We start from the raw sequence: 17454 nt of genomic DNA, 5'->3' as shown, positions 1-17454 counted from the left end.
GAGGTCATCAAGACGGTGCCGGAGTCGAAGATCGTCGAGACGCTGATCGACGAGGCGATGAAGCTCGCCGAGCAGATGGAGCAGGACGGCGTCGCCTCCGGCGAGCCCTCGGTCTCGGTCGCCGGCTGATCCACCCCGTCCCGTCGCGCCGCCCCCGGGGGCGGCGCGCCCTGTTTTCGGCAGGTACAGTGCGGAGACCAGCAGACCTTTGGGTGAGGCCCCCGCACCGTGTTGACGCAGACCACCTCCCGGGTCCTCGAACCGAGCGACCTCGACGCCGCGCTCGCCGTCCTCGACCGCGAGCCGGTCGTGAACGCCTTCGTGGCCGCCCGCGTGCAGATCGCCGGCCTCGACCCGTGGCGGCTGGGCGGCGAGATGTGGGGCTTCTACGAGGACGGCATGCTGACCTCGCTGTGCTACGCGGGCGCCAACCTCGTCCCGATCTGCGCCACTCCGCGCGCCGTCCGCGCCTTCGCCGACCGCGCCCGCCGGGCCGGCCGCCGCTGCTCCTCCGTCGTCGGCCCCGCCGAGGCCACCGCCCAGCTCTGGCGGCTCCTCGAACCCCACTGGGGCCCCGCCCGCGAGATCCGCGCCCACCAGCCCCTGATGGTCACCGACCGCGTGCCGGCCGCCATCGCCCCCGACCCCTACGTCCGGCGCGTCCGCAAGGACGAGATGGAAACGATCATGCCGGCCTGCGTGGCGATGTTCACCGAAGAGGTCGGCATCTCCCCGCTCGCCGGTGACGGCGGCCTGCTCTACCAGGCCCGGGTCGCCGAACTCGTCGGCTCCGGCCGCTCCTTCGCCCGCTTCGACGCCGACGGCCGCGTCGTCTTCAAGGCCGAGATCGGCGCCGCCACCGACCGGGCCTGCCAGATCCAGGGCGTCTGGGTCGACCCCGAGTACCGGGGCAGGGGCCTGGCCGCCCCCGGCATGGCCGCCGTGCTCCGCTACGCCCTCGCCGACGTGGCCCCCGTGGCCAGCCTCTACGTCAACGACTTCAACACGGCGGCGCGCAGGACGTACCGCAGGGTCGGCTTCGAGGAGGTCGGCGCGTTCATGAGCGTCCTGTTCTGACGAGCGCCCCGAACGACACGGCCGTACCGCCCCGCCCGCTTCGCCGTGCGGCCCCCACGGGGCGCGGGCGACCAGCCACGACCGCACCCGGAAATCCACGAGCACCCCCCTGTAGGCTCCCCGGCATGGACGTTGTCATCGGCCCCCTGGACCTCTCCGCCCACGTCGATGAGGCACTCGCCGTCCAAGCCGCCGCCTTCGGCCTCGGCGCCGACGAGATCGCCGTCCGCCGCCAGATCGTCCTGCGCCACATGACCTACCCCGGCGCCCGCGCCCTCGGCGCCACCACCCCCGAGGGGGACCTCGCCGGGTTCGTCTACGGCATGCCCAACGACCGCTCCCACTGGTGGTCCACCGTAGTCGAGCCCTACCTGCGCGCCCAGGACAACGACGACTGGCTCGACGACTCCTTCGTCATCACCGAACTCCACGTCCACCCCGCCCACCAGAACCGCGGCGCCGGCCGCGCCCTGATCACCACGATCACCGACGGCGCCGCCGAGCCCCGCTCCATCCTCTCCGCCATCGACACCGAGAGCCCCGCCCGCGCCCTGTACCGCTCCCTGGGCTACCGGGACCTCGCCCGCCAGGTCCTCTTCCCCAGCGCCCCCAAGCCGTACGCCGTCATGGGCGCCCCGCTGCCGCTGCGCAGGCGCTGAGAGGCCACAACCGATTTCCGCCGGGCCGGACCGCCCGGCTAACCTCGTCTGCCATCACCCTTACGCAGCAGGAGATACGAGAACCATGGCGAACGTACCGGTCCAGCGCATGTCCCAGTTGTTGGCGAAGACGTTGCGCGACGACCCGGCGGACGCCGAGGTCCTCAGCCACAAGCTGCTCGTCCGCGCCGGCTACGTCCGCCGCACCGCCGCCGGCGTCTGGAGCTGGCTGCCGCTCGGCAGGAAGGTGCTGGCCAACGTCGAGCGGATCGTCCGCGAGGAGATGGACGCCATCGGCGCCCAGGAGGTCCTGCTCCCCGCCATCCTGCCCCGCGAGCCCTACGACGCCACCGGCCGCTGGGACGAGTACGGCCCCGAACTGTTCCGCCTGAAGGACCGCAAGGGCGGCGACTACCTCCTCGGCCCCACCCACGAGGAGATCTTCACCCTCCTGGTGAAGGACCAGGCGTCCTCCTACAAGGACCTGCCGGTCATCCTCTACCAGATCCAGTCCAAGTACCGGGACGAGGCCCGCCCCCGGGCCGGCATCCTGCGCGGCCGCGAGTTCCTGATGAAGGACTCCTACTCCTTCGACACCGCCGACGAGGGCCTCGCCGAGTCCTACGCCCTGCACCGCCAGGCCTACCAGCGGATCTTCGAGCGCCTCGGCCTGGACTACCGCATCTGCGCGGCCACCGCCGGTGCCATGGGCGGCTCCAAGTCGGAGGAGTTCCTCGCCCCGGCCGAGGCCGGCGAGGACACCTTCGCCGACTGCCCGAACTGCGACTTCGCCGCCAACACCGAGGCGATCGGCTACGAGCTGAAGCCGGTCGACGCCTCCGGCGTCCCCGCCGCCGAGGACATCCCCACCCCGGACACCCCCACCATCGAGACCCTCGCCGCCTCCCTCGGCGTCCCGGCCTCCGCCACCCTGAAGAACCTCCTCGTCAAGGTCGACGGCGAGATCGTCGCCGTCGGCGTCCCCGGCGACCGCGAGGTCGACATGGACAAGGTCGAGGCGCACTTCGCCCCGGCCACCGTCGAGCTGGTCACCGAGGCGGACTTCGCGGCCCGCCCCGACCTGGTGCGCGGCTACGTCGGCCCGCAGGGCCTGGGCGACAAGCTCAAGTACCTCGCCGACCCGCGCGTGGCCCCCGGCACCGCCTGGATCACCGGCGCCAACAAGCCCGACACGCACGCGAAGAACGTCGTCGCCGGCCGCGACTTCGGGGTCGACCAGTACGTCGACGTGGTCGTCGTGCAGGAGGGCGACCCCTGCCCCCGCTGCGGCACCGGCCTGAAGCTGGACCGCGCCATCGAGATCGGCCACATCTTCCAGCTCGGCCGCAAGTACACCGACGCCCTCAAGCTGGACGTCCTCGGCCAGAACGGCAAGCCCGTCCGCGTCACCATGGGCTCCTACGGCATCGGCGTCTCCCGCGCGGTCGCCGCCCTCGCCGAGCAGCACGCCGACGACAAGGGCCTGGTGTGGGCCAAGGAGGTCGCCCCGGCCGACGTCCACGTGGTCGCCGCCGGCAAGGCCCTCCAGACCGAACTGGCCCTCGACGTCTCCCGGAAGCTGGCCGACGCCGGCGTCCGCGTCCTCGTCGACGACCGGGCCGGGGTCTCTCCCGGCGTGAAGTTCACCGACGCCGAGCTGATCGGCGTGCCGCAGATCCTGGTGGCCGGGCGGCGCTCCGGCGAGGGGGTCGTGGAGCTGAAGGACCGCCGGACCGGCGAGCGCGAGGAGCTGACCGTCGAGGAAGCGATCACCCGCCTCACGACCTGACCACCCACCCCGGCGGGGCCAGGACCCTTCCTTCGCCCCCGCCGCCCCTACCCGTCCCATCCCGGGGGCTCCGCCCCCGGACCCCCGCTCCTCAAACGCCGGAGGGGCTGAATGTCAGCCCGTCCGGCGTTTGAGGACGAGGCCGTTCAGGCCGAAGCGGGGGTCTGGGGGCGGCAGCCCCCAGAAGGACGGGACGGGTAGGGGCGGCGGGGGCGAGAACCAGCCGTCGCTACAGCCAGCTCGCGAACTCCAGCAGCAGCTCCGCGTCCTGCTCCCGGCCGACCCGCCGCGCCCGCACCCCCGACTCCACCGCCCGGAACAGCGTCCACCCCCGCAACCGCGACTGGTCGACGTCCAGGGACTCCGCGAGCCGCTTCACCCGGCGCCGGGTCGTCGACGCACCCGACGGCTGTGCGATCAGGTCCTCCACCCGGTCCCGCACCAGCCGCGCCAGATCGAAGGCGCTCTCGCCCACCACCGGATCGGGCCCCACCGCCAGCCACGGCATGCGCTCCCCGGCGAGCACCTTGCTCTGCCGGAACGTGCCGTGCAGCAGCATCTCCTCCGGCGGCTCGGCCAGCAGCTCCTCGCGTGCCGCGAGCGCCGCGTCCACCAGCGGCGCCACCTGCGGGTCCGCCTCGGCACCGGCCCGCATCGCCGCCGCCTGCCGGCCCGTCCGCCCGGCCACCGTCTCGAAGGAGTGGCCGGCCGGCGGCGCCACCCACAGCTTCCGCAGCGTGCCCGCCGCCTCCAGCAGCGCCCGGGACTCCGGCAGCGAGCGCACCGACACGTCCGGGTGCAGCCGCTCCAGCAGCAGCACGCCCTCGGCGGGACCGTCGTCCAGCAACTGCACGGCGCCCAGGCCGTTCCAGTGGGCCAGCGCGGCCCGCTCGCTCTCCGGGCGCGCCCGGGGCGGGGCCAGCTTCAGCACCGCGGGCCGGCCGTCGGCCGTGCGCACCAGCACCACCAGGCTGCTGCGCCCACCGGGCACCTGCACCCGCTCGACCGTCAACTCGCGTTGCTGCACGGCCTGCCGCGCTGTCCCGGGCAGCTTCGCCAGCCAGTCGTCGCCGTCCGGTGCCGTCTCACCGAGCGCCCTGACCAGACGCCGCGGCGGTTCGAAAGCCATGCGCGAGTCGTTCCCTTCCCGTACGGGTGCGTCCTGGGGTGGCTACGCCGCGGGTGTCGCCGACGGCGGCGCGGAGCCCGCCCGCTCGGCGAGCCCAGGGAAGGCTACGCTGCCGCCGCGCCAGCGCACCGCCCGGACCGCCGACTCCCGCAGGGCCTCCGCGGCCATGGCCCGGTGACCGCCACCGGCCGCCCGCACCAGGTCGGAGTAGACCCCGGCCACCCGCTCCTCCAGCCGTACCGCCAGCCGGACGGCCGCCTCGGCGTCGGCCACCGGGAACGGCAGCGCGTACCCGGCCTCCGCGGCGACCGGCTCGCCGTCCCGGTCCCGCACCGCACGCACCAGGGCGTCCCGTCGCGCCCGGTGGGCGTCGTACGCCGCCCGCGCCTCCGCGCGGCGCGCCTCGCCGATCCGGCCGCCGACCACGCCGTAGCCGTACACGGCCGCGTGCTCGGCCGCCAGCGCCGCCTGAAGGGCGTCCAGCTCCCGGTCCCCGGCCTCGTTCACGCCTCACCCTCCGTCAGCAGATACGCGTGCGCCGCGCCGGCCGCCGCCACCGAGGCCAGCAGCCGCGCCAGCTCGCCCGGCACCTCCATCAGCTCCTTGGCCCGCCGGTCGGCCAGCTCCCGTTCGGCGGCGGCGAGACCGGCGCGGGCCTGCCGTTCGTCGGCGGGCACGCCCGCGGTGTCGCCCGGCCCCGCGGCGACCGCCGCCCGTACGGCGCCGAAGGCCTCCGCGTGCCGCACGGCGGCCTCCCGCAGCGGACCCAGCCGCTCGGCCAGCCCGGGATGCGCCGCCAGCACGGCGTCGTACCGCGCCACCAGACCCTCGCTGTCCCGGGCGGCACGCGCGCGTACCCGCTCGGCTGCGGCCGGGCTGCCGCCCGTGCCGCCGGACTCCGGGCTCCCCGAGCAGCCGGCGAGCACGACCGCCCCGGCGGCTCCGGCGGCGGAGGCGAGCAGGCTCCTTCTGCGCGGCCCCGAGGGCAGGCGCGGCGATGAGGGCAACGGCACGGCAGACGTCCTCGGCAGGTGGTACGGAAGCGGTGGCACGGCGGGAGAACACGGCGGGCGACACGGCAGGCATGGCATGCCCGCGATCACGGTACCCGGAGGCCCGCCCGGCACCGGCCAGCGGCACCGCGGCGGCCGGGTGGACGGCAACACCCTTCCGGACCGGATACCCTTTGACCAGACACGCGACCCATCCCACAACAGCACACGCGGCCGAGGAGTCACCCGGATGAGCACCACCCAGAGCGAGAGGCTGCGAGAACTCCTGGAACCCCTCGTCAGCTCACAGGGCCTGGATCTCGAAGAGATCGCGGTGGACTCGGTCGGACGCAAGCGTGTGCTGCGCGTCGTCGTCGACTCCGACACCGGTGCGGACCTGGACCGGATCGCCGATGTGAGCCGTGCGCTCTCGGCGAAGCTCGACGAGACCGACGCGATGGGCGAGGGGGAGTACACCCTCGAGGTCGGCACCCCCGGCGCGGAGCGCCTCCTCACCCAGCACCGGCACTACGTGCGCGCCACCGGCCGCCTGGCCAGGTTCCAGCTGACCGAGGGCGGCGAACTGGTGGCCCGGATCACACAGGTCGACGACGACGGCGTCGACCTCGAGGTGCCCGGGGTCAAGGGCCGCAAGCCCACGGCCCGTCGGCTCGCCTTCGCCGACATCGCCCAGGCACGGGTCCAGGTCGAGTTCAACCGCAAGGACACCAAGGGCCCGCAGGGGCAGCAGGACATGACGGAAGAGGAGGAGGCGTAGCCGTGGACATCGACATGAGCGCCCTGCGGGGTCTGGTCCGGGAGAAGGAGATCTCCTTCGACCTGCTGGTCGAGGCGATCGAGTCGGCCCTCCTCATCGCCTACCACCGCACCGAGGGAAGCCGCCGGCACGCGCGCGTGGAGCTCAACCGGGACACCGGACATGTGACCGTGTGGGCGAAGGAGGACCCCGAGGACCTCGAGGAGGGGCAGGAGCCCCGCGAGTTCGACGACACACCGTCGGGTTTCGGCCGTATCGCCGCCACCACCGCCAAGCAGGTCATCCTTCAGCGGCTGCGCGACGCCGAGGACGACGCGACGCTCGGGGAGTACGCGGGCCGCGAGGGCGACATCGTCACCGGCGTGGTCCAGCAGGGCCGCGACCCGAAGAACGTGCTGGTCGACATCGGCCGGCTGGAGGCCATCCTGCCGGTGCAGGAGCAGGTCCCGGGGGAGACGTACCCGCACGGCATGCGCCTGCGCAGCTACGTCGTCCGGGTGGCCAAGGGCGTCCGCGGACCGTCGGTCACCCTTTCGCGCACGCACCCCAATCTGGTGAAGAAGCTGTTCGCCCTGGAGGTGCCGGAGATCGCCGACGGGTCCGTCGAGATCGCCGCGATCGCCCGTGAGGCCGGTCACCGCACCAAGATCGCCGTCCGCTCCACGCGGTCGGGCCTGAACGCCAAGGGCGCCTGCATCGGCCCCATGGGCGGCCGGGTGCGCAACGTGATGGGCGAGCTGAACGGCGAGAAGATCGACATCGTCGACTGGTCGGACGACCCGGCCGAGATGGTCGCCAACGCGCTCTCGCCGGCCCGCGTCTCCAAGGTGGAGGTCGTGGACATGGCCGCCCGCTCCGCGCGGGTGACCGTGCCCGACTACCAGCTGTCGCTGGCGATCGGCAAGGAGGGGCAGAACGCCCGGCTCGCGGCCCGGCTCACCGGGTGGCGGATCGACATCCGCCCCGACACCGAGCAGCCCGCGGAGCGGGCGGAGGCGTAGTCCGGCACCGGGCCACGGCCACGTCGGGGAATGGATCCAAGCCGCGGGGCGTTGAGATCACGACAGCCTGCGCGCGGCAAGTGTTCGATTCTTGCCCCAAAGGGGTGAGGTCGGTCCGGGGAGGTAGACTTAGCAGTGTCTGGCCGGACGCGTGCCCGCGCATGCCCTGAGCGCACCTGTGTGGGGTGCCGGGAGCGAGCGGTCAAGAACGAACTGCTGCGGATCGTGGCGATCGAGGGCGAGTGTGTCCCCGATCTTCGCGGTACGCTGCCCGGTCGGGGTGCGTATGTACACCCCACCACGGTCTGTCTCGACCAGGCGGTACGCCGCCGGGCGTTCCCGCGGGCACTGCGCGTCCCGGGACCGCTCGACGTAAAGGCGTTGCGTCACCACGTCGAGCAGGCACAAGGTTGCTGAGAGCGACACGACGTCGCCGAGAGCAACATGGTAAGGAAGACGTGCCGCACGGAACCCCGTGCGGCCTGGTACCTCGCGAGTCGAAAGCAGGTCGAGATTGCGATGAGCACTCGATGAGTACGCGATGAGTACGCCCATGAACTAGCGACGGTCCGGACGCAACCCGGACCTCAAAGGAGCGAAGTGGCTAAGGTCCGGGTATACGAACTCGCCAAGGAGTTCGGAGTGGAGAGCAAGGTCGTCATGGCCAAGCTCCAGGAACTCGGTGAATTCGTCCGTTCGGCGTCTTCGACGATCGAAGCGCCCGTAGTACGCAAGCTGACCGACGCCTTCCAGCAGGGCGGGAGCAACGGCAAGTCCGCCGCCAAGCCCGCGCCCCGGAAGGCCTCCCCCAAGCCCGGCGCGCCCTCGCCGGCCCAGGCCGCCGGTGGCTCCCGCGCCCCTCAGGCGCCCGGAGACCGCCCGGCCGCCCCGAAGCCGGCCCCCGCGCCCAAGCCGTCGGCCGCCCAGCAGCCCTCGGCCCCGGCGAGCCCCGCGCCGGCCCCCGGCCCGCGCCCGACGCCGGGTCCCAAGCCCGCGCCGCGTCCGGCTCCGGCGGCGCCCGAGTTCACCGCGCCCCCGGCGCAGTCCCCGGCCGCGCCCAAGCCCGGCGCGCGTCCCGGTGCCCCGAAGCCCGGTGCCCGTCCGTCCGGTCCCGGCCAGGGCCAGCAGGGCGGCCAGGGCCGTTCCGGTGGCGGCCAGGGCGGTGCCCGTCCCGGCGCTCCGTCGCCGCGTCCGGGTGCCCGTCCGTCCGGTCCCCGTCCGGGCAACAACCCCTTCACCTCCGGTGGCAACGCCGGCATGGCCCGCCCGCAGTCGCCCCGCCCGCAGGGCGGCCCGCGTCCCGGTGGCGGCGCCGGTGCCCCCGGCGGCGGTCCGCGTCCGCAGGCCCCCGGCCAGGGCGGCGGTCCGCGTCCCCAGGCTCCGGGCGGTCAGCGCCCGACCCCGGGCTCGATGCCCCGTCCGCAGGGCGGTGCGCGTCCGGGTCCCGGCGGTCCCCGTCCGAACCCGGGCATGATGCCGCAGCGTCCCGCTGCCGGCCCGCGTCCCGGCCCCGGTGGCGGCGGTCGCGGTCCCGGCGGTGCCGGTCGCCCCGGTGGCGGCGGTCGTCCGGGCGGCGGCGGCTTCGCCGGCCGTCCCGGCGGTGGCGGCGGCGGTCGTCCCGGTGGTGGCGGCGGTTTCGCCGGCCGTCCCGGCGGTGGCGGCGGCTTCGGCGGCGGCGGTGGCCGTCCCGGCTTCGGCGGTCGTCCCGGCGGCCCCGGTGGCCGTGGTGGCACGCAGGGCGCCTTCGGCCGTCCCGGCGGTCCCGCGCGTCGCGGCCGCAAGTCGAAGCGGCAGAGGCGCCAGGAGTACGAGGCCATGCAGGCCCCGTCGGTCGGCGGCGTGATGCTGCCTCGCGGCAACGGCGAGACCATTCGCCTGTCGCGCGGTGCGTCGCTCACCGACTTCGCGGAGAAGATCAACGCCAACCCGGCGTCCCTCGTCGCGGTCATGATGAACCTCGGCGAGATGGTCACCGCGACCCAGTCCGTCTCCGACGAGACGCTCCAGCTCCTCGCGGACGAGATGAACTACACGGTTCAGATCGTCAGCCCGGAGGAGGAGGACCGCGAGCTGCTCGAGTCCTTCGACCTGGAGTTCGGCGAGGACGAGGGCTCCGAGGAGGACCTGGTCGTCCGTCCGCCGGTGGTGACCGTCATGGGTCACGTCGACCACGGTAAGACCCGCCTGCTCGACGCCATCCGCAAGACCAACGTCATCGCGGGCGAGGCCGGCGGCATCACCCAGCACATCGGTGCCTACCAGGTCACGACCGAGGTCAACGAAGAGGATCGCAAGATCACCTTCATCGACACCCCGGGTCACGAGGCGTTCACCGCCATGCGTGCCCGCGGTGCGAAGTCGACCGACATCGCGATCCTGGTCGTCGCGGCCAACGACGGCGTCATGCCGCAGACGGTCGAGGCCCTGAACCACGCCAAGGCGGCCGACGTCCCGATCGTCGTCGCGGTCAACAAGATCGACGTCGAGGGCGCCGACCCGACCAAGGTGCGCGGTCAGCTGACCGAGTACGGCCTGGTGGCCGAGGAGTACGGCGGCGAGACGATGTTCGTCGACATCTCCGCCAAGCAGGGTCTGCACATCGACGACCTGCTCGAGGCGGTCGTCCTGACCGCGGACGCCTCGCTCGACCTGCGGGCCAACCCGAAGCAGGACGCGCAGGGCATCTCGATCGAGTCCCGGCTCGACCGCGGCCGCGGTGCCGTGGCGACGGTCCTCGTCCAGCGAGGCACGCTGCGGGTCGGCGACACGATGGTGGTCGGCGACGCCTACGGCCGTGTCCGCGCCATGCTCGACGACAACGGCAACAACGTCGCCGAGGCGGGTCCGTCGACGCCGGTCCAGGTCCTGGGCCTGACCAACGTCCCGGGCGCCGGTGACAACTTCATCGTGGTCGAGGAGGACCGTACGGCCCGCCAGATCGCGGAGAAGCGCGCCGCCCGCGAGCGGAACGCCGCGTTCGCCAAGCGCACGCGCCGCGTGTCGCTGGAGGACCTGGACAAGGTGCTGAAGGCCGGCGAGGTCCAGCAGCTGAACCTGATCATCAAGGGCGACGCTTCCGGTTCCGTCGAGGCCCTCGAGTCCTCCCTGCTCCAGCTGGACGTCGGCGAAGAGGTCGACATCCGGGTCCTGCACCGCGGCGTCGGTGCGGTCACGGAGTCCGACATCGACCTGGCGATGGGCTCGGACGCGATCGTCATCGGCTTCAACGTCCGGGCGGCCGGCCGTGCGCAGCAGATGGCGGAGCGCGAGGGCGTGGACGTCCGCTACTACTCGGTCATCTACCAGGCGATCGAGGAGATCGAGGCGGCCCTCAAGGGCATGCTCAAGCCGGAGTACGAGGAGGTCGAGCTCGGTACGGCGGAGATCCGCGAGGTCTTCAAGTCGTCCAAGCTGGGCAACATCGCGGGTGTGCTCATCCGCTCCGGCGAGGTCAGGCGGAACACCAAGGCCCGCCTCATCCGCGACGGCAAGGTGGTCGCGGAGAACCTCAACATCGAGGGTCTGCGTCGCTTCAAGGACGACGTCACCGAGATCCGCGAAGGCTTCGAGGGCGGTATCAACCTCGGGAACTTCAACGACATCAAGGTCGACGACGTCATCGCGACGTACGAGATGCGGGAGAAGCCGCGCGTCTGATGTGACGCCGGTTCGCGGTGGCCGACGGGAGTGTGTCTCCGTCGGCCACCGCGCCGTCTGCCGGGGGTGTGCGCCCTCACCCCGGCCGGCCAGGTCCGGTGGCCGGGCGAAAAAGAGAACGAGCCTTCGGCGGGATCGCGGTACCGTTCATGAGGACCCTCGATCCCGTACCGGCGGGTCATCCGGATACACATGTACGTGGGGACGCTGTCCTTCGACCTCCTCCTCGGCGACGTACGGTCGCTGAAGGAGAAGCGCTCCGTCGTCCGCCCGATCGTCGCCGAGCTGCAACGCAAGTGCGCCGTCAGCGCGGCCGAGGTGGAACACATGGACCTCTACCGGCGGGCCGGCATCGGCCTCGCCGTGGTCTCCGCCGACGCGGGGCATCTCACCGACGTGCTCGACCGGTGCGAACGGCTGGTCGCCGGCCGCCCCGAGGTGGAACTGCTCTCGGTCAGACGCCGGTTCCACGGCGAGGACGACTGACGACCACAGCCAGTGAACACAGACAGGAAAGAACGGGAGACGGACCAGTGGCCGACAACGCGCGGGCCAAGAGGCTGGCGGACCTCATCCGGGAAGTAGTGGCCCAGAAGCTGCAGCGCGGGATCAAGGACCCGCGGCTCGGCTCGCACGTCACCATCACGGACACCCGGGTCACGGGTGACCTCCGGGAGGCGACCGTCTTCTACACGGTGTACGGGGACGACGAGGAGCGGAAGGCCGCCGCGGCGGGCCTGGAGAGCGCCAAGGGCATCCTGCGCTCCGAGGTCGGCAAGGCGGCGGGCGTGAAGTTCACACCCACCCTGACGTTCGTCATGGACGCCCTGCCGGACACCGCCCGGACCATCGAGGACCTCCTCGACAAGGCACGCCAGTCCGACGAGAAGGTGCGCGAGGCGTCCGCGGGCGCCACGTACGCCGGTGGCGCCGACCCGTACCGGAAGCCCTCCGACGAGACCGCCGACGAGACGGACGACAGCACCGAATGACCGACAAGCACACCCCGCCCGACGGCCTGGTCATCGTCGACAAGCCGTCGGGCTTCACTTCGCACGACGTGGTCGCCAAGATGCGGGGCATCGCCCGCACCCGGCGCGTCGGCCACGCCGGCACCCTCGACCCGATGGCCACGGGCGTCCTCGTCCTCGGCGTCGAGAAGGCCACCAAGCTCCTGGGGCACCTGGCCCTCACCGAGAAGGAGTACCTGGGCACCGTCCGGCTCGGGCAGACCACCCTCACCGACGACGCGGAGGGCGAGATCACCGCGTCGACGGACGCCTCCCGGGTCGGCCGCGAGGCCGTGGACGCGGCCGTGGCCAAGCTGACCGGCGACATCATGCAGGTGCCGTCCAAGGTCAGCGCCATCAAGATCAAGGGCGTCCGCTCCTACAAGCGGGCCCGCGAGGGCGAGGACTTCGACATCCCGGCCCGCCCGGTCACGGTCTCGTCCTTCGCCGTCCACGACATCCGGGACGCCGTCGCCGACGACGGCACGCCGGTGCGGGACCTGGTGGTGTCGGTGGTCTGCTCCTCCGGCACCTACATCCGCGCCCTCGCCCGCGACCTCGGCGCCGACCTCGGCGTCGGCGGCCATCTCACCGCGCTGCGCCGCAGCCGGGTGGGGCCGTACAAGATCGACGCGGCCAGGACGCTGGACCAGCTCCAGGAGGAGCTGACGGTGATGCCGATCGCCGAGGCCGCCGCCGCGGCCTTCCCCCGCTGGGACGTCGACGCCAAGCGGGCCCGGCTGCTCACCAACGGTGTGCGGCTGGAGATGGCCGAGGTGTACGCGGGCGCCGGTGCCGTCGCCGTCTTCGACCCCGACGGGCGCTTCCTCGCGCTCGTGGAGGAGCACCGGGGCAAGGCCAAGAGCCTGGCCGTCTTCGGCTGACGGCGAGGCCGCACTGCCAGTGCCGTCTTCCGCTGGCGGCGAGGCCGCGCTGCCCGTGGAGCGGCGGTCACGGGGACCTCCACTGCCGCCGCTCCACGGTCCCCCCTCGGTTCCCCCACCTTCAGGGTGTATCCAACGGCCCCGCTTTGTTCACCCGCACGGGCAGGCGCTCGGAGTGAACCGGGGGAGCGCACGGGGGCGCTTTCGGCACGCGATCTGTCCTGCTGATCACCGTCCGCCTACCGTCGGAGACACGGCACGGTGCACGGCGGGGAGGTTCGACGATGACGTCGCGGAACCGGACCCGGAGCGCACGGGACGGGGCGGAGACGGCCCTGCACGCAGCGGAGGCGCCGCCGGCCTGGCAGCCCCCCGACGAGGCCCTCGTCCGGATCCATGACCTCGCCGGACGCCCGCGCGGCACGGGGTTCGCCGCCGACCACCACGGCACGGTGATCACCAGCCACGAAGCAGTGGACGGCCTGCCCCGGCTGGTGCTCCACGCCGGGGACCGGTCCCGCACGGTGGCCGCCGACGCGGTGGTCCCACTGCCCGCCCTCGGCCTGGCCCTGGTCCGCACCGAGGGCCTCGGCGTCACCCCGCTGCCGCTCTCCGCACGGGACCGGATCGAGGCCGGCACCTATGTGCGCATCGCCGCCGGCTGCTGGCGCGAGGCCCGGGTCCTCGGCGCCACCGACGTCACCTACACGGCCACGGACCGCCGGCACCGCATCGCCGGCGCCCTGGAACTGGCGGTCGGCACCGCGGGCCGCGACGCCCTGCGGCTGGGCGGCGGTGCCGCCGGGGGACCGGTACTCGACGCCGGCACCGGCGCGGTGCTCGGCGTGCTGGGCACCGCCCTCAGCTCCGGCGAGCGCGACGTCGGCTTCGCCGTGCCGCTGCGCTCCCCGGGCGGCGGCCCGCTCGCCGGGCTGCTCGCCGAGAACGCGGCCACCGTCCCGGCGTACGGCGCCGACCTCGACCTCGCCGGTGTCCTGGCGCTCACGGCCACCTCGGTCGGCCAGGACGGACCGCAGGGCGCGTCGGTGGGCGGCGTCGGCCTCCTCGGCACGCCACCGGTCGAACGGAGCGGGCCCCGCCGGGAGTTCGCCGCCTTCGAGACGGGGCCGGCCAAGGTCCTGGGGCTGGTCGGTCCGCCGGGCAGCGGCCGTACGACGGAGCTGGCGGCCCTCGCCGCCCGCCGCACCCGGTGCGCCCGGCCGGCGCCCACGCTGTGGCTGCGCGGCGCCGACCTGCGCGACGACGACACCTCGGTGGCGGACGCGGCGGCCAGGGCGCTGGCCCGGGCCGCCCGCATCGTGGCCGCCTCCGGGGTGCCCGGACCGGCCGATCCGGGCGACGTCACGCCGGAGCACCTCGCCCGCCTCGCCCACGACAGCGGCCGGCCACTGCTGCTGCTCCTGGACGGGCCCGAGGAGATGCCGCCACTGCTCGCGCAGCGCCTCGCCGAGTGGACCCTCGGCACCACGTCCTGGCTGCGGGACACGGGCACCCGGCTGATCATCGCGTGCCGCCCGGAGTACTGGGAGTGGGCGGGGGCCGAGTTCCCACGGGACCTGCTGCATGTCGGGGGGCTGGGGCTCGCCACTGGGCATCCCTCGCCCGGCCAGCCTCCGGGCGGAGGCCTGCCGGGGGGAGGTCTCTCGGCGGGAAGCCTCCCGGCCGGGGGCCCTTCGGGCGGGGGCCTGTCGGCTGGGGGCCCTTCGGGTGGAGGCCTGCCGGCCGGAGGCGCCTCGGTCGAAGAGCTCTCGGCCGGAAACCTCTCGGAGGGAAGCGCTTCGGTCAGGGGACTTTCGGGTTCAGGCCTGTCGGCCGGAGGCGCCTCGGTCGGGGGCCCTTCCGGCGGAGGCCTCGGGGCCGGAGCGACCGGCGACCATCTGACCGACGACCATCTGACCGGAAACCCCGAGGCCGGATACCCGGAAGCCGGAGAGCCCGAGGCCGGAGAGCCCGAGGCCGGAGAGCCCGAGGCCGAGCAGGCCGCGACGGCTCCGGCAGCGACCGCTCCGGCTGCGACGGCACCGGCAGCGACGGCACCGGCAGCGACCGCTCCGGCTGCGATGGACCCGGCAGCTACTGCTCTGGCCGCGACGTCTCGGGGTGCGACGCCACCGGCAGCTCCCGCTCCGGCTGCGACGGCACCGGCCGTGGCCGCGCGGGTCGCCGCCGGACGGGCCATGGCCGGGTCGGACTCGGACCGGGAGCCGTCGGTCGGGCAGGCCGGCGCCGGTGCCGGTGCCGGGCCGGCGGGGGCGGTCGGCGGCGGTGTGCTGCCGCCCTGTGTGTGGCTCGGGGAGCTGGACGAGGACGAGGCACGGCTCGCGCGGGAGCGGTACCGGGTGCCGGAGGGGATGCTCGACGGCGCCGACGCCCGGCATCCGCTCACCCTGCGGCTGCTGTCGGAGGTCCGGGCCGCCCTCGCCGCGCCCGCGCCCCTCACCCGCGTCGACCGCGACGCGGTCCTCGCCGCCTACCTGGACCTGATGTGCCTGCGCGTCGCCGTGCGCCTGGCCACGCAGAACGGCCTGCACGGCACCGCCGTACGGCGGCTCGCGGCCAAGGTGTCCGGGCAGGTGCACGAGGCGGCCCGGCGCAGTCTCGGCCCCGGGCAGGGCGAGCTGGACCGGGAGTCGTTCGAGGCGGTGTTCCCCTGGGGCCAGGCCCCGGCCCGGCTCGGCGGCGGCACCGGCTGGGCCTCCGCCGTCCTCGCCGAAGGCCTCCTCGTGCCCGCGGGCCCCGGCTACCGCTTCGCCCACGAGGAACTCGCCGACTGGATCCAGGGCACCCACCTCGACCTCGACGCGGCCCTGCGCGCCCTCGTCCACCACTGCCGCGCCCCGCACACCGCCCACCCCCTGCCCGTACCGCACCACCGCATCGGTCCCGTCGTCGAGGCCCTGCTGCTCCTGGCCCGTCAGCACGGCAGCGAGCAACTCGCCCTCCGCCTGGAGGAACTGGTGCTCACCCTGGACGACGAGCCGTACTCCTGGTGGGCGGCCCGCCTCGTCGCCGCCGTCCTCGGCCGCGTCCCGGACGCGACGCCCTACACGCCCGTGCTGCGGCTGCTCACCGGCGTCCTCCTGGCGCGGCGGGAGGAAGGCCGCCCGGTCCCCGGCGAGTTCGCCGCCGGCTTCTGGGCCAACCTGGCCCTGCCACGGGCCGACCTGCTGGAACTGCTGCGCCGGCTGATCCTCGTCGACGGCCCGCCGCACGAGCCCGGACCCCGCCACCTCGACACGGTCGCCGCACTGCTCGCCGCCGATCCCACGGCCGTACAACCGCTCCTGGCCGGCTGGTTCGACGACGAGCGGCCGCTGCCCGCCGCCCCGCACGCCACCGTGGCCACGGCCGCGCAGGCCCTGCTGCACACCCACCGCCACCGCGCTCCCGACGACCTCACCGAGGCGCTCGCCGACTGCCCGCACCGGCGGGCCGAGGAACTGCTCACCGCCCTGGCCGAGGACGAACCGGCCGCCGTGTGCCGCGCGGTCGACCGGTGGGCGCACGACCCGCGTCCCCTGCGCCGCGCGGCGGCGACGACGTACGGGCTGCGCGCCGCCGAGCACGCCCGCACCGGCGCCGACCGCGCCCTGCTGCGCCGCGCCGCCCGCGCCCTGCTCGCCCGGCCCGCCGACAGCACCCTGCACGGCGCCGCCCTCGCCCTGCTGGTACGCGACCCCGACGTCCGCGACGAGCACCTCACCCGGGCACTCGGCCACTTCGCGGCCGGCGATCCCTACTTCCCGCCCAGCGCGGCGGCCACCGCCCTGCCCACCCACCCCGGACCGGTCCTGGACGCCTTCCGGGCCCGGCTGCGCGGACCGGACGCCGGGGAGGCGCTGCGCAGACTCGCCGACGCCACCCCGCCCCGGCTGGCCCGCAGGGTCGCCGCGCTGATCGGCGACGCCGTCGCCGACCGACCGGAGACCGCCGGGCACGTGGCCGCGTACGCCGACCGGCGGCTGACCGCCCAGGGGCCGGCCGCCCGCGCCGTCCTGCATCCGCTGGTCACCGTCCTGCTGACGGACGGGCCCGAGCCGGTGCGGGCCGCCCTCGCCGGCGTGCTCGCCGCGCCCGGCACCGGCGCCTGCGCGCCGCTCCGCCGCGAGCTGCGCGAGTTCCTGCTGGCCCACGAGCGCGAACCCGACGTCCTCGACGCGCTGCTGCACGCCGCCCCCGGGTGCACGGGCGACGACCAGCGCGGCCTCGTCCACCGCCTCGGGCTCCTGCTGACCCGCACCCCGGCCGGCGCCGTCCGCTTCGACCGCGGCCTGGTCGACCTCTCCCGGCACGCCCCCGGCTTCGCGGTCCGTCTGACCGGCTGGCTCACCGGCGCACCGCAGGAATGGGCCGCGCTGGTGGGCCCCAGCGCACGCCGGACGATCGAGAACCTGGCGGGCGTACGGGTACCCGCCTGACCGCGGCGCGCCGCGCGGCGTGCGCCGGGTCACAGCTCC

Annotated in this window: 14 protein-coding genes and 1 pseudogene; 12 read left to right on the top strand and 3 right to left on the bottom strand. The window is 74.3% G+C overall.

The features are described 5' to 3' along the window. From ACZ45Q_RS33140 to ACZ45Q_RS33125, 4 genes and pseudogenes are all read left to right on the top strand, one after another. Nucleotides 1-129: pseudogene (locus ACZ45Q_RS33140) on the top strand (flavodoxin-dependent (E)-4-hydroxy-3-methylbut-2-enyl-diphosphate synthase); the annotation flags it as partial. Nucleotides 130-228: 99 nt separating this feature from the next. Next, the gene (locus tag ACZ45Q_RS33135; RefSeq protein ID WP_468268583.1) at nucleotides 229-1077 is read left to right on the top strand and encodes a GNAT family N-acetyltransferase; all 849 of its coding nucleotides are present in this window, start codon (nucleotides 229-231) and stop codon (nucleotides 1075-1077) included. Between the two features lie 125 nt (nucleotides 1078-1202). After that, a complete protein-coding gene (locus ACZ45Q_RS33130; protein WP_468268581.1) occupies nucleotides 1203-1736 on the top strand; it encodes a GNAT family N-acetyltransferase in 534 nt (177 codons plus the stop codon). Between the two features lie 85 nt (nucleotides 1737-1821). After that, nucleotides 1822-3525 carry a proline--tRNA ligase gene (locus ACZ45Q_RS33125; RefSeq protein WP_468268578.1) on the top strand — a complete coding sequence of 568 codons (1704 nt, stop codon included), beginning with the start codon at nucleotides 1822-1824 and terminating at the stop codon, nucleotides 3523-3525. 229 nt (nucleotides 3526-3754) lie between these two features. Here ACZ45Q_RS33125 and ACZ45Q_RS33120 read toward each other — a convergent pair whose 3' ends face one another. The 3 genes from ACZ45Q_RS33120 to ACZ45Q_RS33110 are packed head-to-tail and all read right to left on the bottom strand — an operon-like array spanning nucleotide 3755 to nucleotide 5667. Then, nucleotides 3755-4654, bottom strand: coding sequence for an aminoglycoside phosphotransferase family protein (locus ACZ45Q_RS33120; protein WP_468268575.1), 900 nt, complete (start codon nucleotides 4652-4654; stop codon nucleotides 3755-3757). Nucleotides 4655-4696: 42 nt separating this feature from the next. Beyond that, nucleotides 4697-5161: a ferritin-like domain-containing protein gene (locus tag ACZ45Q_RS33115; RefSeq protein ID WP_468268572.1), complete on the bottom strand. Its 465-nt coding sequence runs from the start codon at nucleotides 5159-5161 to the stop codon at nucleotides 4697-4699. Then, complete coding sequence (locus ACZ45Q_RS33110; RefSeq protein WP_468268569.1) at nucleotides 5158-5667, bottom strand: hypothetical protein; 510 nt, start codon at nucleotides 5665-5667, stop codon at nucleotides 5158-5160. The genes ACZ45Q_RS33115 and ACZ45Q_RS33110 overlap by 4 nt, the downstream gene beginning before the upstream one ends. Nucleotides 5668-5896: 229 nt before the next feature. Between ACZ45Q_RS33110 and rimP the strand changes: the two genes are divergently transcribed. From rimP to ACZ45Q_RS33070, 8 genes are all read left to right on the top strand, one after another. Beyond that, on the top strand, nucleotides 5897-6424 hold the full coding sequence (gene rimP, locus ACZ45Q_RS33105) for a ribosome maturation factor RimP (RefSeq protein WP_468268566.1): 528 nt from the start codon (nucleotides 5897-5899) through the stop codon (nucleotides 6422-6424). 2 nt (nucleotides 6425-6426) lie between these two features. Beyond that, nucleotides 6427-7425, top strand: a complete 999-nt coding sequence (gene nusA / locus ACZ45Q_RS33100) for a transcription termination factor NusA (RefSeq protein WP_468268563.1) — start codon at nucleotides 6427-6429, stop codon at nucleotides 7423-7425. A 135-nt stretch (nucleotides 7426-7560) separates the two neighbouring features. Next, nucleotides 7561-7842 (top strand): YlxR family protein, encoded by a 282-nt coding sequence (locus tag ACZ45Q_RS33095; RefSeq protein WP_468268560.1) that lies wholly within the window; start codon nucleotides 7561-7563, stop codon nucleotides 7840-7842. Between the two features lie 183 nt (nucleotides 7843-8025). Further along, nucleotides 8026-11082 (top strand): translation initiation factor IF-2, encoded by a 3057-nt coding sequence (gene infB, locus ACZ45Q_RS33090; RefSeq protein ID WP_468268557.1) that lies wholly within the window; start codon nucleotides 8026-8028, stop codon nucleotides 11080-11082. 192 nt (nucleotides 11083-11274) lie between these two features. Next, nucleotides 11275-11568, top strand: coding sequence for a DUF503 domain-containing protein (locus ACZ45Q_RS33085; RefSeq protein WP_468268554.1), 294 nt, complete (start codon nucleotides 11275-11277; stop codon nucleotides 11566-11568). A gap of 47 nt (nucleotides 11569-11615) precedes the next feature. After that, on the top strand, nucleotides 11616-12074 hold the full coding sequence (rbfA, locus tag ACZ45Q_RS33080) for a 30S ribosome-binding factor RbfA (protein WP_468268551.1): 459 nt from the start codon (nucleotides 11616-11618) through the stop codon (nucleotides 12072-12074). Beyond that, nucleotides 12071-12976 carry a tRNA pseudouridine(55) synthase TruB gene (gene truB, locus ACZ45Q_RS33075; RefSeq protein ID WP_468268548.1) on the top strand — a complete coding sequence of 302 codons (906 nt, stop codon included), beginning with the start codon at nucleotides 12071-12073 and terminating at the stop codon, nucleotides 12974-12976. Before rbfA ends, truB begins: the two co-directional genes overlap by 4 nt. A gap of 284 nt (nucleotides 12977-13260) precedes the next feature. Further along, a complete protein-coding gene (locus ACZ45Q_RS33070; RefSeq protein ID WP_468268545.1) occupies nucleotides 13261-17415 on the top strand; it encodes a hypothetical protein in 4155 nt (1384 codons plus the stop codon). The last annotated feature ends 39 nt before the right edge of the window (nucleotides 17416-17454 follow it).

The organism is Streptomyces sp. NPDC031049 (assembly GCF_055571015.1).
Note: the sequence above shows the minus strand (reverse complement) of the source record. Positions and strands in the feature narration are given on the sequence as shown.